20 protein-coding genes are annotated in these 18,636 nt (G+C 35.1%); 6 read left to right on the top strand and 14 right to left on the bottom strand.

The features are described 5' to 3' along the window. Positions 1-12: 12 nt before the first annotated feature. From hisIE to XJ32_RS06110, 3 genes are all read right to left on the bottom strand, one after another. Positions 13-735, bottom strand: a complete 723-nt coding sequence (gene hisIE / locus XJ32_RS06120; RefSeq protein WP_077388691.1) for a bifunctional phosphoribosyl-AMP cyclohydrolase/phosphoribosyl-ATP diphosphatase HisIE — start codon at positions 733-735, stop codon at positions 13-15. A gap of 56 nt (positions 736-791) precedes the next feature. Beyond that, on the bottom strand, positions 792-1,871 hold the full coding sequence (locus XJ32_RS06115) for a prohibitin family protein (protein ID WP_077388690.1): 1,080 nt from the start codon (positions 1,869-1,871) through the stop codon (positions 792-794). Between the two features lie 102 nt (positions 1,872-1,973). Next, positions 1,974-2,900 (bottom strand): branched-chain amino acid transaminase, encoded by a 927-nt coding sequence (locus XJ32_RS06110; RefSeq protein ID WP_077388689.1) that lies wholly within the window; start codon positions 2,898-2,900, stop codon positions 1,974-1,976. Between the two features lie 285 nt (positions 2,901-3,185). On the opposite strand from XJ32_RS06110, the gene XJ32_RS06105 reads away from it, so the two are divergent. Both XJ32_RS06105 and XJ32_RS06100 read left to right on the top strand, forming a co-directional pair. Next, a complete protein-coding gene (locus tag XJ32_RS06105) occupies positions 3,186-3,869 on the top strand; it encodes a response regulator transcription factor (protein ID WP_077388688.1) in 684 nt (227 codons plus the stop codon). Next, positions 3,863-4,852, top strand: a complete 990-nt coding sequence (locus tag XJ32_RS06100) for a sensor histidine kinase (RefSeq protein WP_077388687.1) — start codon at positions 3,863-3,865, stop codon at positions 4,850-4,852. The genes XJ32_RS06105 and XJ32_RS06100 overlap by 7 nt, the downstream gene beginning before the upstream one ends. A gap of 24 nt (positions 4,853-4,876) precedes the next feature. Here XJ32_RS06100 and flgA read toward each other — a convergent pair whose 3' ends face one another. Further along, complete coding sequence (gene flgA / locus XJ32_RS06095; RefSeq protein ID WP_077388686.1) at positions 4,877-5,545, bottom strand: flagellar basal body P-ring formation chaperone FlgA; 669 nt, start codon at positions 5,543-5,545, stop codon at positions 4,877-4,879. Between the two features lie 160 nt (positions 5,546-5,705). On the opposite strand from flgA, the gene XJ32_RS06090 reads away from it, so the two are divergent. Then, positions 5,706-6,035 carry a hypothetical protein gene (locus XJ32_RS06090; RefSeq protein ID WP_004084473.1) on the top strand — a complete coding sequence of 110 codons (330 nt, stop codon included), beginning with the start codon at positions 5,706-5,708 and terminating at the stop codon, positions 6,033-6,035. 94 nt (positions 6,036-6,129) lie between these two features. Here the strand turns inward: XJ32_RS06090 and XJ32_RS06085 are convergent, their stop codons facing one another. The 7 genes from XJ32_RS06085 to XJ32_RS06055 form a co-directional block, all read right to left on the bottom strand. After that, positions 6,130-7,005, bottom strand: a complete 876-nt coding sequence (locus tag XJ32_RS06085; RefSeq protein WP_077388685.1) for a DMT family transporter — start codon at positions 7,003-7,005, stop codon at positions 6,130-6,132. 1 nt (position 7,006) lies between these two features. Then, on the bottom strand, positions 7,007-7,348 hold the full coding sequence (locus tag XJ32_RS06080) for a phosphotransferase family protein (protein ID WP_254422516.1): 342 nt from the start codon (positions 7,346-7,348) through the stop codon (positions 7,007-7,009). Next, entirely contained in the window at positions 7,309-8,508 is a 1,200-nt protein-coding gene (locus tag XJ32_RS06075; RefSeq protein WP_077388683.1) for a sugar phosphate nucleotidyltransferase, read from the bottom strand. Before XJ32_RS06075 ends, XJ32_RS06080 begins: the two co-directional genes overlap by 40 nt. 82 nt (positions 8,509-8,590) lie before the next feature. Then, complete coding sequence (locus tag XJ32_RS06070) at positions 8,591-9,178, bottom strand: type I phosphoribosyltransferase (RefSeq protein WP_077388682.1); 588 nt, start codon at positions 9,176-9,178, stop codon at positions 8,591-8,593. Then, a complete protein-coding gene (tmk, locus tag XJ32_RS06065; RefSeq protein ID WP_004084454.1) occupies positions 9,179-9,823 on the bottom strand; it encodes a dTMP kinase in 645 nt (214 codons plus the stop codon). Next, positions 9,823-10,323: a pantetheine-phosphate adenylyltransferase gene (coaD, locus tag XJ32_RS06060; protein WP_077388681.1), complete on the bottom strand. Its 501-nt coding sequence runs from the start codon at positions 10,321-10,323 to the stop codon at positions 9,823-9,825. The genes tmk and coaD overlap by 1 nt, the downstream gene beginning before the upstream one ends. 16 nt (positions 10,324-10,339) lie before the next feature. Then, positions 10,340-10,741: a hypothetical protein gene (locus XJ32_RS06055; RefSeq protein ID WP_004084451.1), complete on the bottom strand. Its 402-nt coding sequence runs from the start codon at positions 10,739-10,741 to the stop codon at positions 10,340-10,342. A 234-nt stretch (positions 10,742-10,975) separates the two neighbouring features. Here XJ32_RS06055 and thyX point away from each other — a divergent pair, with 234 nt between their 5' ends. From thyX to XJ32_RS06040, 3 genes are read left to right on the top strand one after another with little or no spacing between them, the layout of a single operon-like run. Beyond that, entirely contained in the window at positions 10,976-11,680 is a 705-nt protein-coding gene (gene thyX / locus XJ32_RS06050) for an FAD-dependent thymidylate synthase (RefSeq protein ID WP_077388680.1), read from the top strand. 23 nt (positions 11,681-11,703) lie between these two features. Further along, positions 11,704-13,305 (top strand): GspE/PulE family protein, encoded by a 1,602-nt coding sequence (locus XJ32_RS06045; protein WP_077388679.1) that lies wholly within the window; start codon positions 11,704-11,706, stop codon positions 13,303-13,305. Then, positions 13,286-14,080, top strand: a complete 795-nt coding sequence (locus XJ32_RS06040) for an outer membrane beta-barrel protein (RefSeq protein WP_077388678.1) — start codon at positions 13,286-13,288, stop codon at positions 14,078-14,080. Before XJ32_RS06045 ends, XJ32_RS06040 begins: the two co-directional genes overlap by 20 nt. Positions 14,081-14,217: 137 nt before the next feature. On the opposite strand, the gene hypD is transcribed toward XJ32_RS06040, so the two are convergent. From hypD to XJ32_RS06025, 3 genes are all read right to left on the bottom strand, one after another. Next, on the bottom strand, positions 14,218-15,324 hold the full coding sequence (gene hypD, locus XJ32_RS06035) for a hydrogenase formation protein HypD (RefSeq protein WP_077388677.1): 1,107 nt from the start codon (positions 15,322-15,324) through the stop codon (positions 14,218-14,220). Positions 15,325-15,637: 313 nt separating this feature from the next. After that, the gene (gene cheP, locus XJ32_RS06030) at positions 15,638-16,495 is read right to left on the bottom strand and encodes a cheVAW transcriptional regulator CheP (protein ID WP_004088446.1); all 858 of its coding nucleotides are present in this window, start codon (positions 16,493-16,495) and stop codon (positions 15,638-15,640) included. Positions 16,496-16,820: 325 nt separating this feature from the next. Next, on the bottom strand, positions 16,821-18,371 hold the full coding sequence (locus XJ32_RS06025; RefSeq protein ID WP_077388676.1) for a flagellin A: 1,551 nt from the start codon (positions 18,369-18,371) through the stop codon (positions 16,821-16,823). Positions 18,372-18,636 lie beyond the last annotated feature (265 nt).

The following is an 18,636-nucleotide window of genomic DNA, read 5'->3' as shown; positions in this document are numbered from 1 at the left end:
CCTACTTATCCTTTACTTCATCGCATGTTGTGTTCTGCTTTGTTTTTCTGCAATCCCACTCACACCCATGCGTCTTATAAGCTCCTGATAGATTCTATCTGGATGGATATTCTCACTCGCAAGTCCCACTACAATATGATAAAACACATCAGCACATTCATAAATAATCTCTTTAGAATCTCTATCTTTTAATGCAAAGCAAAATTCCCCTGCTTCTTCAATAATCTTTTTTGCAATAGCATTTGTGCCTTTTGCAAAAAGTGAAGCGGTATAAGAAGTTGTGCTATCTGCATTCTTACGCTCTAAAAGCGTGTGATAAAGTGTATCTAGTGTATCATAAGTATTTAGGCTGTGTGTTAGAGAATCTTTTGTAGTCTCTAGGCTCTCTTGCCTAGTAGTAGCACAATCTTTATTTATAGAATCAATGTTTTTAAAAAAGCATGAAAACTCACCCGTATGACATGCCACACCTTTTTGACGCACACGAAGTAAGATAGAATCGCTATCGCAATCAAGCTTTATTTCACACACTTCTTGTATATTACCACTTTGCTCCCCCTTTTTCCAAATCCTTTGTTTTGAGCGTGAAAAATAGTGTGCTATCCCTGTTTGTAAAGTAAGATTTAGCGCTTCTTCATTCATATAGGCAAGCATAAGCACTTCATTACTTATAGAATCTTGTGTTATGCAAGGGATTAATCCTTTATTATCCCAAGCAATATGTAAGCATTTCATATTATCCACTCGCTTCATAATATTGTCTCTACAAGATTCATACAATGCCCCAAATATTAATGATTGCTAATTGTTGTGCGTTGTTTCGACTTAGAATCTACCCAAATGTTTGGCACAGAACCACCCGGTGTAAGGAAAATTTGTGCATCTTTGTTCTCTTTCAATGCTTCATTAAACTTACCTTGCACTTCTATTTGACGCAAGTCAAGCAATCGTTGTGATAAGCTCTCGCTTAAAAGCTGGTTTGCTTGTGCTTGACCTTTTGCCTCAATAATTGCCGCATCGGCTCTACCTTGCGCTCTCTCTCTCAAGGCATTTGCTTCTTGTTTTGCTCTATCTGCTTCTTGTTTTGCGGCTTGGACTTGCTCAATTCTCTCTTTTACCATAGGTGGCAATACAATCTCTCTTAATTGGATAGAGTCAAAAATAACAGGTTGATTTGGTGTAGCCTGCAATTTGGTCTCAAAACTTGAAGTGATAAGTCCTGCTATCTCATCGCGTTTATTTGGTAAATCTTCTGCTGGGTAATTACCAACAACACTTCGCACAACATCTCTTATAACTGGATTAATGATTTTTTGTTCCCATGATACGCGGTAATTTTTAATGGTTTCTGGGACTTTATCGGGGTCTAGTCTATACTGCACGGTAAGCTCAATAGACACAGGCAAACCACGAGAATCCATAACGCTAATCGCATCATTTCGCAATACACTTTGATCATCTCTTCCTACACTTCCCATATCTTCATTGCGTGAGAAATGCAATACTCTCATTCTAGTATCTACAACGATGACTTGCTGAATGATTGGCACAAAAAAGTGTAAGCCCGGCGTTAAAGGCACATCATCATATTTACCTAGATTTACCTTGATTCCAACTTCACCAGAATTAATAATGACAAATGGTCGTGCTAACACAAAAATCACTATAAAGATAACCGCAAATATGATAAAGGTTAGAAACTTGCCACTTGGCATATTTGGCATCGGCATAGAATCCATATTGAATCCGCCCTTATTGTTTCTACCATTATTATTGCCATTTCCATTATTTCTATTTTCATTATTTGGCGGTGTTTGCTTTGGTGTATTATTTTGTTGTTTGCGTCTATGTTCGTTTAAATCTATTGGCATTGAGTTCCTTTGTATAGGTCTAGATTATAGTCAAAGCGTGATTATAACACAATATTATAGAATCTATTGTTTGCAATCACAGCTTCATGTAAAATGCAAACATTATTCGTTAATGTATGTCAGCAAATGCTTGTATTTTTCATGTTCCCCCATAACGATTTTGAAGAATTCATCTTGCAATCTCTTTGTTATCTCTCCACGACTACCCGCACCAATAGTGCGGAAATCTACTTCGCAAATAGGCGTAATCTCTGCGGCAGTCCCAGTGAAAAACGCTTCATCTGCAATATACACTTCATCTCGTGTAATGCGTCTTTGCTCAACTTTTATGCCCAAATCTTTTGCAAGTTCAATAGTCGTTTTTTGTGTGATAGATTCTAGTGTGTTATCATAAGGCGGTGTGATTAATACCCCATTTCTAACGATAAAAAAGCACTCACCGCTACCCTCTGCTACAAAACCATTATCATCAAGCAATAAAGCCTCTTCAAAGCCACTTGCAATAGCCTCATGCTTTGCCATTTGTGAGTTAAGATAATTCGCCGCCGCCTTTGCCTTACCCATTGTAGATTTTACATTATTCCTTACAAAAGAGCTAATTTTTACGCGAATGCCTTTTTGCAAAGCCTCTTCGCCTAGATATGCACCCCATTCCCATGCAGCTATTGCGGTTTCAACGGGCGAATTTAAATGATAAACCCCCATAGCCCCATAGCCAAGATAAATAATCGGGCGGATATAGACATTACCCTTAAAATCCTTGCTATTTGCTTTTAATAAATCAATTTGTGCTTGTTTGAGTTCTTCTTTTGTATAAGGGCATTTAATTAATAGAATCTTTGCACTATTAAGAAGCCTTTCTGTATGGTCATCAAGGCGAAATATCGCTAACCCTTTTTTTGTCATATACGCCCTTGTGCCTTCAAACACGGCATTACCATAATGCAAAGTATGGCTTAAAATATGCGTGGTCGCTTCACTCCAAGCGACAAGTTTGCCATTTTTCCAAATATATGTTGATTCTTTCATGTTAGCCCCTTTCTCTTAGATACAAATTTACAAAATAACTAAAAAGTAACCATTCTATCATAAAGTTGTCAAAAAATAATATATTGGGATCAAAACCAAGTTGTAAATGTTTTATGTAATCTTTGCTATAAATTTTAAGATTCTGTATCAAAATATTTTGTATGTAAATAGCCTTATATTGCCTAATTATGCCGTATAGATTTGGATTATTTGGTTACATATTATTGAAAAAAAGGTAGAATCCAAAATTGCGTATTGCTAACTAACAAAAGCAAAGGATAGCTAGTGAATGAAGTGATTTTATGTATTGATGATGAAGAAGATTTGCTTGATTTAATCGAGCTTAATCTAAATGCTGCCTTAAACGCAAGTGGTTATGAGGTTGTCGGTTGTCTCAATACTGATATGGCAAAAAGATTCCTAAAAAAAGAGCATGTAGCCCTTATCTTAGTAGATAGGAATCTCGTGGCAGAAGATGGGCTAGACTTTATTAAGGAAATAAAAGATTTAGGCTATGATATACCCTTTATTGTAGTGAGTGCCTTGTCTTTGCCTATGGAGCGGGTAAAGGGGCTACATTATGCTGATGATTATGTAACAAAACCTTTTAACTTTGATGAGCTTGTAGCGCGCATTCAAGCAGTGCTAAGAAGATATAAAAAAGATTCTGTGCGATCTGTGCTGAAATACAAAAATATAACCTTAGAAGTCGATACAAAGGAATTAAGCATTGAAGATATCAATATTCAATTAAGCCCACTTGAAACACGCATTATGCAATGTTTCATGCAGCATGCAGGCAAGGCATTGAGTAGAGATTTTTTACTCGAACACGCATGGGGCAATAAAGATGGCTATCATGAAAATAGCGTAAATGTCGGCATAAAAAGATTGCGTAAAAAAATAGAGAAAGAAACTAAAGAAGTAAAGATTAAATCCATACGCAATGAGGGCTATAAACTATGCTAGTTTATGGGACTTTCTTTGCAATATCCATTCTTGCAATCCTTCTTGATTTTACAAGCATAGCCATAGTTTGTAATCTACTTGGCTTACTTCTTGTATTAGCACATTTTTTACGCAAAAAAGATATAGATAAAGACGCTTATCTTATAGAATCTACAAAAAATGCCCTTTGCAATCTAAAAGAAAAGAAGTTTCAAGATATTAATTTTAAGGCATTAAAAAAGGATAATAATCCCTATATTAGCGAGTTAAAAGCCCTAAGTGAAGCCATGCAAAAACAACAAAATAGAATCCAAAAACGCACCAGAAAACTGCATGAAAAAAATCTCCAAACAACACAACTTCTAGCAAGTATCTCACATGAGATAAAAAATCCGCTAAGCATTATTCAAGCAAGTATTGAAACCATTATGATTCACAAGGAAATGGAAGAAGAAATGCGAAATAAGCTTTTGCATCGCATTATGATATATAGCAAAAAGATTAATGCCCTTTTAAACAAGCTTACTTTAAGCGAGAGTTTAGAACACAATGTCATTGCCATAAAAATGGAGCAATTTGATATTTTATTGCTTTGTGAAGAGGTCATAGAAGGATTCCATAATTATCTTTTAAAAGCGGTATATCAGGATAAAAAGATTGTGCTAGAGGGTAAAAATCGCCTTATATTTGCAGATAGAATCTTAATAGAGCAAGTCCTAAACAATCTCATCTATAATGCACTAAAATATGCAAACACAAAGGTCATCGTGCAAATACATGATGGTTATATCGCCGTTATTGATGATGGCTTAGGTGTGGCAAAAAATGAACTTGCAAATCTTACAAAAAAATACTATCAAGGCAGCAATACAAAGCAGGGCAGCCACTCACTTGGACTAGGACTTTTTATTGTCAAAGAAATTGCAAAGATTCACAACACAAAAGTAGAATTCTTCACAAAACGCACAAAAAAAGAAGGCTTATGTGTGTGTTTTAGGATATAGAATCCAGATAGCAAACACTCAAGGTTAATATATCTGCACGACATTTTCAGCTATGACTTTTGCATTGATTGTGCGTTTGCTTTCAAGATTCTCAATCTTAATAGTATCGCCTTGCACGCCATTTTCTAATGCTCTGCCGCTTGCACTTGCTTCAATGCCATTATCACGGAATATAATTTTGACATTAGAATCTTTAGACACAAGCATTCTTTTAGCAAGTTTATTACGATAGATTATGGTATTGACTGGGATATAGACTTTTGCACTTGACTGCAGTATCTCATATCTACTAGCAGGGATTAGGGCGAGTGATGAGAAGTCCTGCGTTTTAGTCATAAAGCTATTTGTGGTTATGTTGCTACCTGCTTTAATACTCTCTGTGGCGGTGTGAATCTGTATAGAACCATTTATACTATAGCGTATAGAATCTTGCAAGACTTTTCCATTCTGTCTATACTGCAAAGTGAGATAGCCATTCGCACTTTTTGTTGTATTTAGCTGTTTTGATACAATGCTCACTGCATAAAGATCGAGTGTATTTCGAGTAACAAGCGATATAGATTCTATGGTGAGTTCTGGATATATGCGTTTATATTCACTAGCAATATAGCTTTTTAGTATAGAAACATTATCATTAGCAAAAGCATGAAGAGAAAAGGCAATATAAAAAAATATGAGAATCTTTTGCAGCATTCTACTTCCTTGTCTAAACTTTTACACAATTATAATGCAATAAATACAAAAATAAAACTTTTGTGTTTTATCTTTTTTATTTTTTGCTACAATGATTGTGTTGTGTGGTTTGGGAATCTATTTTGCTTGACTTTATTTATATTAAATGTAAGGAGACATTATGAAACTTGATACGACTAGCACTATGAGTTCATTAGCACAATCAAAAGAGAGTGGCTTAATCAAGGATTTAAAAGCAAAGGTTGATGGCAAGACGCTTGAGAGTGATAAGGCATTGCGAGAACAAACTGATAAATTTGAGGCAATCTTTATTAAAACCCTGCTTGATACAGCATTAAACCTTGATAATCCATTGTATCCTAAACAACCCGGTAGTGATATTTATAATGCTATGTTTAAAGAGCAGCTTTCAGAGAATTTGAGTGGTAGCTTTGGATATAGTGAATTACTTTTTAATTACCTTAAAGACCAGCAAAAGTTGAAAGGTTAGAAAGCATTGTAGCAATCTGCTAAAATGCTTTAAGTTTAGCTTGTATGTAAGCATGTAGTTTTAGATTCAGTCAAACGCTTGAAGTTAGAATAAACTATACTCTCTTATTCCTACACTCACCAATAATAACACCGCATAGCGTTAAAATAACCCCTACGATTCCATAGAATCCAAGTCGCTCATCAATAGCTATCATCGCCACGATAATCGTAATAATAGGCGTAAGATACACATAAATATTTGTCTTAATCGCACCGATAAGCAAAGTCGCCTTGTTCCACATTAAAAAGCAAAGGGCTGATGGAAAAAGCACAATAAAAATGAAATTAAATGCTACCATAGGTTCTAAAAGTTCGTGCCATTGCGGCTTAAAATCAAATATAAAAAAGCCCGGGATTAAAAATAAGATTCCATAAAACACTATCTTTCTTGTCGCAATGATGATATTATATCCCTTATCCATAATGCTAACAATCGCCACAGAATACGCCCCCCAGCCAATAGCCGAGATTAAAGCCAACATATCGCCAAATGGATTAAATCCTACCGCTTCACCATCGCCATAACTCAGCAAAATAATGCCCACGATACACAGCATAAAGCCTATAAAAAAATTTCTATAAGGCTTTTCAATCCTAAGCATAAAGGCAAAAATACCTGTGAAAAGTGGGGCGGTAGCGATGATGACACTCACATTTGAAGCATAGGTTTGCTCTATGGCAAGATTCAAAAATAGATTATAAATGCTAATGCCACATAAGCCCGCAATGGCAAACATTGCTTCCTCTTTGAGTGAGATTCTAAGAAAAGTCGGCTTCATCATAAATAGCATAATATAGCCAAATACAAATTGTAAAATAAGCAACTCAAAAGGCGATAAATAATCTAATAGAATCTTCACAGAAACATAAAGGGCTGACCAAAAAAACACGCTACTAAAAGCTAAAATATGTCCGCTTATTCTCCCCATATCATACCCCCAAAGACTTATTTTTCGTAAGATTCTGTAATAAAGTAAGATTGTTTTGGAATCTAAAAAGATAATCTCTTCCTAAATCAATGCGATTATAAATCCACCCCCATAACGCCCAGATATAGTTTGCCATAAGTGAGCCTTCAATCACACTTTGAAAGGTAAGTGTTTGCAAGCTATTTTTATTGTAGTAATGTATGATATGCTCTATTTGTGCTTGAGTGAGTTCTAACTCTGCGACTAGATTCCCAAACTCCCATTCAATGCAGCTAAAGCCAGCATATTCAAAATCAATGAGTTTTATCTCACTTCCATTAAAAAGGATATTGGGTAATTGCAAATCTCTATGGCATAGCACCCCCCCCCCCCATTATCAAGCTTTCTTGCCACTTCGATGACATATTTATGCTCTTTTGGCGTTGTGAGTGCGATTTTTGCTAATTTCTCATATTTTAGAATCTCATTGTAGAGTTTTATGGGCTTATACTCTGTATTATCTTTGTGTGGTATGCTGTGAAGTTTTAAGAGTGAATCAAGGAGTTTTTCTAATACTTTTTCTGTAATTTGGGCTTTTTCTAAGCTTTTATAATCGCATAAAAAATCACTCATTTTTATGCCACTACCATAAAATTCACTCTTAGGTGTAATATCTAGATTCTCTATAAGTTCTAAAATGCTTCGCTCACCTTGTCTGTCAATCACATTTTCTGTCCCACTGCCCGGAATTCTTATCACTTTTTGTTTGCCTTGAAATGTAATGAGATAATTAATATTTGTAATACCTGCTAAACGCACTGCCTTTTTATCGTCAGCACACTGAATCGCAATCTCTTCTGGCGTTAAAAGTCTGTGATAAAGCGCATCAGCAAAGCTATCAATCTCTGTGTATAAAGTATCACAAGGAAAGGCATAATAATTTATAGAATCTAAACTTCTTAACACCGCATATTCCCAATATTCATCACTATCGCATTGCGCTAATTTTTCTTTAAAAACTTCAATATCTTGCGTATTATCAAAATATGCAATACCATCTCCATAGCCACTTGTCGCATTTGTATCAATATCTAAGATTCTATAATTTTCATCAACAATATAGCCCCACGCAGTCGTATTATCTGGAATCTTTTGTGCTAAAAATTGCGATACCCCACTTTTAAAAAATCTACAAAAATCTTCTGTAATATATAAATCACCATTTAAGATGATTGTGCTTTTTTGGATTCTATGCTTTACATATAAAAGCGATTGAGAGCTATTGCAAGTAGCATAGTCATCAAATACGACTTTTTCAAAATGAAGCTTTTTTGATAGAGAATCAAACAAATGATTCTTATAGCCTGTTACAACGATAATATCTTGCACCCCACCTTTTCTTAAGATAGAGATCATATTTTCTAAAATGCTTTTCCCGCGAATCTCTAAAAGCGGTTTGGGCTTATTTAGGGTCATTGGCTTAAGTCTTGAGCCAAACCCTGCTGCTAAAATGATGGCTTGCATACATATCCTTTTGCAATTTATCCTAGTTTTTATGTGTAAAAGTTATTATACAATATTTTAATACCGAAGTTAAATCTATGAACTAATACCTAGAATCACAGAGTGTCCATGCAAAGAGTGGTGTATAGCTATTTTGCTTAACAATATCACTTGCTTCAAGTAGAGTTTGTCCTGTGGTTATAATATCATCAACCAGAATCACAGCTAAATAATCATGCTTAAAATGAAATGAAAAGTTTCTACCAAGCGTCCGTCTCTCTTCTTTTGTAAGATGAGAGAAATGGCTATTATTACCTATCATTAAGGCATTATGAAAGACTTTGAATCCGTATGTTTTAAAGCATTGTGCTAAAATCGCACTATGAGAATACATACCAATAGCTTTATTGCGTATAGATAGAATGGCTACTTCTTGCTTCTTTAATTTGGCTAAATCTTTATATCTTTCAAAAAAATTTGATAGTGCATAAATACCTAGTCGTTTGAAAATTCTACTACCAATAATGTTATTCTTACTTGCTAGTAGTAGTTTTAACTCACTAAAAGCAAAGCTACTAAAAACTTTTACTCCATTATCAAGCACTCGCTTAGAATCTATGTATTCTAAATGTTTTAAACACTCTTTGCATATAATGTGCCATGTAAGCTTTCCACACATTGAGCAATACATCTAGATTCCAAAAAAGCTGCAAATTCTTTTGTGTATTTCTTCTTTAGGCATGGCAGAATCTAGTGTTAAAATATCTGGCTTTTTTATGTTGGGGTTAGATTCTATAAAGTTTTCATCTTGTAAATACGCTAATATCTCTTTAAAGTAGCTTTGCGTGTCAAGTAGGTATTGTATGCCTTTTTGCTCTATATTATCAAGACTTTTTGCATTAAGGCGACTTTTTAGCGTGTCTTTTGAAGTTTCTAAAAAGACTATTTTTTGTGGCAGGATTCCCCCCGTTGCAAAGAGATTAAGATTCAATGCTTCACGCATATCAATCGTTTTAGCATAGGCTACACCAGAGATAAGGCTTCTATCAGCGATAATTGTATTTGAGATATTTTTTAGTTGTAAAAAGAGTTCAGCCCTTTGAGCTAAAAAGAGTAAAAATGAGCTTTTTTCATTTATCTGTGTTTGGCTATCTAGTAGAATCTTTCTTACAAGATTCCCAAGATATGTGCTGCCGGGCTCATTTAATACGATGATAGAATCTTTTATGGAATCTTTATAGTTTTCTAAACTCACGCAAGGGTAGTTTTGCTTTATGAGATTACATTGTGTTGTTTTGCCACTTGTATCAATGCCCTCAATTACATAATACTTCATTATAACTCTTTTGAATGCAATGCTTGTATATAAGAGTGAATGCTTTCTGGCACAAGATGGCTAAACTTCCCACCATGCACGATAATGCTACGCACAATCGATGAGCTAATAAAAGCATTTTGCAATGTCGGCATAAAATATATTGTATCAAGCGAGTCATTCAGCGAGGCATTTGCATAGCCCATTTGCAGTTCATACTCAAAATCACTCACTACGCGTAATCCCCTTATAATCACCTTTGCTTTCATATCAGCAGCTAAACTTGCAAGTAGATTGCTAAAGGTAATGCAGCTTACATTTGGAATCTCATCTTTGTGTTCTTCTAATGCAAGGTTTATCATTTTCTCTCTTTGCTCTAAGCTATAAAGCGGATTCTTGCTTTCAGAGCTTGCTACTGCGACTATTACTTGTTGAAACATTTTGCTACTGCGTTTGATAATATCTAAATGTCCGTTTGTAAGTGGGTCAAATGTCCCCGGATAAATTGCTAATTTATTCATATCTACTCTTAGAATCTTATTTTTTCTGATCTTTTGTTTTAAGCACTGTGGCTATGGCTACGGCTATTTTCTTTGCATGTGCTGCATTTTTATCTTCTAATTCTTGTCCAAACTTTGCTATCGCGTCTGTATCCCAATGAGATGAATTTGCTAATTCCTTAATACACTGAATCCATAAATCAAAGTTTTTCTCATCAGCTAACACACCATATTTACCTTTAAACTGCTCTAGTGAGGCGGTAAATGCGGCTTTTGTCTGTGCGCCTTTTATGATATTAAACATGATTTGCATTGTATTTTCAACTTTCTTTGGTGGCTTATTACTCATAAATACATAGATAACGCCCACAATAAGCACAGGTATAACAAGCACAAAGCAAACTGCCCACATGATGATATAAAACAAATGCGAATACATACAAAGCCCTCTAGTCCAAATATAGTTTAAATATAAAAGCTTGATTATACTTAAAAAATAATTTCTTTTAGAAATTTTTCTCACAAATGTGAGAATCTAGCAAGAATATGAACGCATTATTTTTGGCATTTTTTTGCTATAATTTCGCTGATTTTTACAAAATTTAACGCATTAAAATCATATTCTAAAACATAATCAATACAGCATGATAAAAGACAACAAAAAAGGGTGGTAATGGCACAAGAGAGTTTAGAAACAAAAGAGATTCACACACAAGCTAATATACAAGTAACATTGCTACACTTTACCCCTTTAAGTGTTTGTAGCAGGGCGATACGCACTTGTTGGGATAGTCATAATAAAAGCGATAATGGTGGTGATATTGATAAAGGCTTAATATATCGTGTAGGAAATGTAAATAAGCATAAATCTACGCTAGAGCATTTATATTATAACTTTGAGATTAAAGGTATAACAAGGGCATGTCTGCAAGAATTAGCAAGGCATAGAATAGCAAGCTTGTCAGTGAAAAGCACAAGATATACGCTAAAAGAACTCAATAAAGAAGAAAGCTTTTTACCCTTATGTGAAGAAAACTATAAAAGAGCAGAAAAATATATCATGCTTTCAAGCAATGAAAGAGTAAAAGACCAAAGTATAAAAGCCTTAGAAAATCTGCGTTTAGCAGTAAAAGATGGCATTGCTAATGATATAGCAAAGTATTTAATCCCTGAATGCTATAAGAGCGAATTAGCATGGAGTATAAATGCTAGAAGTTTGCAAAACTTTTTAGAGCTAAGGACCGCAAAGGCTGCATTAAAAGAGATTCGAGAGTTAGCCTATACCATTTTTAAAGCCCTGCCAGAAGAACACAAATATTTATTTGAAGAATTTTTATGTAAAGACCCTTTATTTATGGAATCTGTAAATAAGAATTAAAAGAAGCAATATAGGCAAATGTTATGACACAATCTCTTATCACAGAATCTTTACACACCAATCCCTATATTCAATCACAAGACTATTTTAATACACTAGATTCTAAATCCAAAAAAGATTTTTTAGAATCTCTTTATACATTACTCACCACGCAAAAAGCAATAATCTTTTCTAAATTTATAGAATCTCACCCCTACTTTGAATCTTATCTTATGCAAAAAGACTTGAGCGATAGATATTTATCTCTATTATCAAGTAGCTATCATATTATCCATGCAGCTTTACAAATACCGCAAAGCTATCTCCCAAATATAATTTTTTATGATAAGCATAAAAGCACAGATTCTGTATATAGACTTGGTGTATTACCTTATGAGCCTTTTAGTGCGAGTTATAGAGATACACTTACAAAAAAACTGCAACAAAGCTATAAAGAAGAATTAATCTTTTATCTATGCAAACAAGACTTTTTAAAAGAAATAAGCCTTGCTTTACAATTACAACAATATTGTCAAAAAGATGAATTGCAAAGCAATTTTGTAGAATCTTTAGTTAGCTTTGGGCTTACTATGCAGGCAAGTGATATTCACTTATTCCTGCAAGATTCTAAAGCCTTCTGTCTATTACGCATTGATGGAATCTTAGTGCATTTTTTGGATATAAATACTACATTATTTGCAAAAATCTCACAGAAACTAAAGCTTTTATGCAAACTTGATATTAATGAAATGAGATTACCACAAGATGGACATCTAAAGCTAGAGAATCTTATCTATAAAAACGATAAGAGAGATTGTGATGTGCGATTATCTTTTATGCCTACATTACGAGGTGAAAGCATTGTATTGCGTATCCCACATGCAAATAAACGATTTGAAAGCTTAGATACTTTAGGATTATCAGTAGAGATTTTGGAGATTCTAAAAAAAGCTTTGCTTACAAAAAGCGGACTTATCCTTATTAGCGGTCCAACAGGAAGTGGTAAAAGCACACTACTTTATAATTGCCTTAGATTCTTACATAATGGCACAAAAAAGATTATAACAATAGAAGACCCCATCGAGCAAGAAATACAAGGCATAACACAAACGCAAGTCAATGAAGAGCTATCATTTGACTTTGCAAAGGCATTAAAATACATATTGCGTCAAGACCCAGATATTATTATGATAGGCGAAATACGCGACAATGAGACATTAGATATTGCTTTGAGAGCGGCTTTAACAGGGCATTTAGTCATGGCAAGTATCCACTCAAGTGATTGTAAAAGTAGCCTTGCTAGATTATATGATCTTGGTGCAAAGGAATACATTTTGCAAACCACACTAAAGCTTATAATCTCTCAAAGATTAATACAAACACTCTGTCCTGCATGTAAGGAAGAAATACAAGGGAAATTTCACGCACAAGGCTGTCATGAGTGCTATGGACAGGGCTATGGGAAGAGAATCTTATTGCAAGAAGTATTTGATTTTAGCATTCATAAAAGACTAGATTCTAAAACTTTGATGCTTGAAGATGAAAGCTTTATAGAATCTCTTTATCAAGGCATACCGACACTAGAGAAACAAAGTCAAAAATTATTTAAAGATGGAATTATTAGCTATGAAGAAAGTTTGCTTTAATATGTTTAAAAATATAGATTCTATAAAAAAGCTATTATATTGCCTTAGTTTTAGTATATGCTGTGCTAATGATTTTAATGCTTTTCCAAAAGATAATACTGCTAATTATTTGCAACCACTAAGCACCGCCCAACAACAAACAAATATTTCTGTGCAAAGAGAGACTAGCTTACCAGAAAAAACGCCAAAACAGCTCTCACTACTCAAACAAGCAAATAAGGAGAGAAATGGCATGTATGTCATGGTTGCACTCAATATGATACCCACTCAAAGATTGCTGAATAATAAACCTTCTTATGTGTTTAGCATGGGAATGGGCGTTAGAGGTGGAGTGATTAGCTACCTTGATGAATACATAGGTATGCGTGGATATTTCGCCCTAGATTTTACAAATGACAATCTTTCGCCCATACGCACAGATGCAAATGCCTATGATGGCACTTTTCTTATGGCAAGTCTTGGGCTAGATATCATGATAGATTTTTTCATTGATAAAAATTATAAAAATACACTAGGATTTTTTGCTGGTATTGGAGCTGGGGCATTTATCTATTTTGATATGCAAACCCCCATTATCACACCATCATCACAAGAAGTAAGCAACTTTAAAGCAAGTGGTAATGTAATGGTGCAAGGTGGATTTAGCGCATTAATCGCCTATCATCATAGGGTAGAAATCGGCGTTAAATTCCTACCAACTCAATCACTACGCGTAGAGCAAGATGGCTTGGTAGCAGACTATAATCCTTACATTGCGTATAGTTATAAGTTTTAAGTGTTGAAACTTGTGTAAAAAGATGATTTGGATTTGAATCTATGCAATAAAGCTATGCTTGAAAGGCTATTGTATTGTGGGACTCTGTTGTCTCATTGGTAAAAATTTGTCATAAAAGATTCTTGAGCGTGTTAGGATTACTGCAACACACCATATTTATAATACGCCGCACAAGCACCCTCGCTACTTACCATGCAGCTTCCCATAGGCTTTGTTGGCGTGCAGGCTTTACCAAAAACTTTGCAATCTTTTGGCATAGCAAGTCCTTTTAGAATCTCACCGCAAAGGCAATGCTTTGACTCTTTAACCTCTACTTCTTCAAGATTAAAATGAAACTCTGCGTCAAACTTTTGATATTCCTTTTTTAATCTTAAACTTGAATTAGGAATCGCTCCTAGCCCCCTCCACACAAAGCTTGGGGCGACTTCAAAATAAGTATTTGTCATCTCTTGTGCTTTGAGATTGCCCTCCATGCTTACAGCACGAGAATATTGCATAAAGACTTCATGCTTTCCCGCGAGTTTTTGCTCTACAATATGCAAAATACTCTCAAGCATATCCACTGGCTCAAAACCGCTTACAACGATTGGAATCTTATAATCATTTGCGAGTGGCACATAGATTTTAGAACCGCTTATAACACTCACATGAGATGGAGCGATAAGGGCATTTACCTTTGCTCTTTTATCATCAAGGATAGCACGCACGGGTGGAGGCACTAAAACATGGTTAATATGTAAAAAGAGATTCTCTAATCCCATGTTGATAGCACGATTGAGTAATGCTGCAGTCATTGGCGTTGTTGTCTCAAAACCTATGGCAAAATACACGATTTTTTTGCTTGGATTCTCTTTTGCAATTGCTAGGCAATCAAATGGGGAATACACAAATCTCACATCAGCACCCCTTGCACGCGCATCAGCCAAAGAGCCAGAAGCCCCCGGCACTTTAATCATATCACCAAGTGTGAGTAAGATGACATCGGGCATCATGGCGAGTGTGTAGGCTTGTGAAATGCGTGATTTTGGCATGATACACACAGGGCAGCCCGGTCCATGTATGAAAGAAATGTTTGTAGAATCTAAAAGGCTTTTTAAGCCATATTTCATAAGTGTATGTGTATGCCCGCCACAAACTTCCATTATATAAAGCTTTTCTTGCAGGTTTTGTGAAATCTTATTAATTTTACTGCTTAATGCTTGTATATGTTTTGTATCTCTATAAGGATTAATAAAATCTTGCATAATAAACCTTGTAAATAGGAATAGAATTAGATTCTGTGTTAGATACTTCGACTAACGCCTCAGTATGACAATTTGTTATGGATCTAGATTCTTGTCATATTGAGTACGCAAACACGAAATATCTTTTCTAGATTCTATATTAGAATCTTGTTTAGACTCTTTTATCATTTCCAAGTCTTTAGATGTTTCGCTACGCTCAACATGACAAATATTAGAATCTAGACTCTATAAATTGCACCCTAAACCCCGCAACCCACCCAAATTTGGTTAGGAATATAGAATCTTATGCGGTAAAACCGCTAAAAAGTGGGGATTAATACACGGCGACACTTAAATTGATTTTTGCTTCATGTGGTAGTTTGCTTTTAAAATTATCAAGGTCAAATTTAATACCTTGTGATGCTGCCTCTTGTATTAAAGCGACTGCTTCATGCACATTATATGGGCTACCACCTTGATATGGCTCAAAGATTCTGTTTGCAATAGCAAGTGCATAAGAGTTTTTCTTCACATGATCGGAAGCTGCATGTGGTGCGGTAATATAGGCAAGACTTTCAATCAAATCTTCATCAAATTTCCAATGATTGAAAAGAAAACCCGAAAATGATAAATGATCAGTGCCAAAAAATTCATTTTCTACAAATGAAATATTTTGATAATTATTTTGTTTGATGAGTTCTAAAAACTCTTTATCCTTTTTTTGTTGTATAAGCATACTTGAAAATAGAATCATGCCAAGACGCAAAAGCATAACGCAGGGGACGAGTTCCTGTGCTAATTTCTTATCTTCATCGCCTAGCCATTCGGTAACAAAATTTGCCTCTTCGCTAGAATTGCGTAAAAATGTCTGTGTATCCAAACCATAAGGGGCGACATTAATCGTTAGCTTACCTTTTAATGAATTAGCAATAGCAATATTTTTTATATTTGTTACACCTAAAAGTGCAACTACCTGATTGATTGTAGAGATTTCGCGTGAGAATCCATAATAAGGGGAGTTTGCCAAACGCAATAAATCAGCAGTCAAAAAAGGGTCTTGTGAAATGATATTAACCACTTCTTGCACACGCACATCAGAGCCAGACTTGTCGATATAGTTACGCAATTTCACCACGGTTTCTGGCAATGGCGGCAAGTTTTCGATAGTCTTGCTTAGTAGTTCATTCATCATGATAAGTTCCTTATGATTCTAAAATCCCATAAACTTTTAGCCTAATATTATAGCATAATTTATTTATATCAAAGTGTTTAGACCTATTTTTTTAGAAAATTCATTTTTCCCAAATCGCATAGCATAAGCATTCGTATTTTAGGTGTTTTTAACAATCTTATGTTGTATAGCTTGTAGTATTTTTTGAGTAAATGATGGTTTTTAGCGGGATAAAAATGTTACTTCGTTTCCATATTTGTGGGTATAGCATTACCCTTTTAAAAAGGGTAACTTATAAGGAGACAAAGTAAAAGTTAAGCAGGCTTAAGCCAAGCCCTAATAGCTACTATTGAAGTAAGCGGATAACATGTTGTTGCACAGCGTTTGCTTGACTCATCGCATAGCTACCAGATTGAGCTAAGATATTAAGCTTATTAAAGTTTGCAGATTCTTGAGCGAAATCCACTTCTCTAATTTGACTTTCAGCCGCTTTAACATTTACTTGTGTTACAGAAATGTTATTCACAGTTGAAATCATTTGCCCCTGAACAGAACCTAAATCCGCACGGATTCTATCTAGAATCTTAGTCGCAGATTCAGCAATATCCATAACAACCATCGCACCTCTTAAAGTCATAACACCAGCACCAAGGGCTGCACCACCGCTTGCAACAACAGAGTTAAAGTTTGCACCAGCTGCTGATTTAACATCCTTGTTAAACTCACCCATAGTATCACGCAAATTCACAACCGTTTTAGCAACTTGTTGGTTATCAAAGCCAATCGCCTTATAAAGTCCTTTTGCATCAGCAGCAGACATTACCACAATATCCCTTGCATCAAGTCGTGTCAAAGACAATCGTCCATAGTTTTCAGAACCTTTGCCTTCAAGCTTTTGACCGCCATTCATAGAAGTAATTGAGGTAGGTGGGACTTTACCATCTTGCCCTTTTTCATTCGCACCCATAGAGATTTTAATACCACGACCATCAACACTTCGCAAGTTTAGTCGCCCTCTCTCATCTGTGTAGGCTTCAACACCTGTTTGGTTTGTTACCGCGTTGAATGCTTGCACCAAACGACCATCAGAGTCACCAGCTTTAATGTCATTAATATCACCAATTGTGATACCATTAATGATAACCTTTGACATTGTTCCTGATTTTACCATAGCATCAGAAGTTGAGATAACATTTGCTACCGCTCTAATACCTGTTTTATCAGAGTTTTTATTGATAACTTCAGCTAACACGCCAATACCTGTGCCAACGCTTGTAGAGATTTTAACAGATTGTAATGACACATCATTCACACCATCTACATTTTTAAATGTAAGCTTAACTGTGTTTGCTGCTGTGATTAACCCACCTGTTGCAACTCTTACTTGCCCGATTTTATCACTTGTTGTTGCACCAATTGAAGCTTTAATAGATTCATTTGAATAAGCACCAACTTGGAATTCTTTGTTTGTAAAAGCACCAGATAGTAACTTCTGACCATTGAAAGAAGTAGTGTTTCCAATCATATCAAGACCTTGAATAAGTCTTGTAATATCTGATTGAATTGCTCTTCTTGATTCAGTAGTTTGTCCATCTTGTGCTGCTTGTGTAGCTTTCACTTTCACAGTGTCAAGAATTTTAAGCTGCTCGTCCATCGCTTTATCAGCAATTTGGATAATCCCCATAGCATCATTTGTGTTGCTAATTGCTTGTCCCAATGCACTTGCTTGACTTCGCAAACTATCTGCGATAATCATACCAGAAGCATCATCTGCTGCCTTGTTGATTCTCAAACCTGAACTTAACTTTTCCAAAGAATCTTTCAAACCTCTTTGGGTAACAACTGAATTAACATGTGCGTTTAACGCGTTTATGTTAGTATTTACTTGAAAAGCCATCTTATGCTCCTTAAATGTTAGATGTCTTTAGGTCTTTCTTGTCTTGTTGCAAACTAAATCGGCATTTTTTATTTTTTTGTTGAGTGTTTTTTAAAAATTGCATGTTTGGGCTCATATATAATCCAAGATTTAGCCCATAAATAGCGAGTTTCTGAGATATGTAAATAAGGACTTTAATTGTGAAATAATTTTTTGCAAGGATTTAGAAAGCATGAAAAATGCAGATGTATAGCTTTTTAAGAAAGGGGTAAAATATGATTGCAGC

The sequence above is a fragment of the Helicobacter bilis genome (assembly GCF_001999985.1).
Taxonomy (GTDB): domain Bacteria; phylum Campylobacterota; class Campylobacteria; order Campylobacterales; family Helicobacteraceae; genus Helicobacter_A; species Helicobacter_A rappini.
The sequence above is the reverse complement of the archived record's forward strand: the minus strand, read 5'-3'. Positions and strand labels throughout refer to the sequence as shown.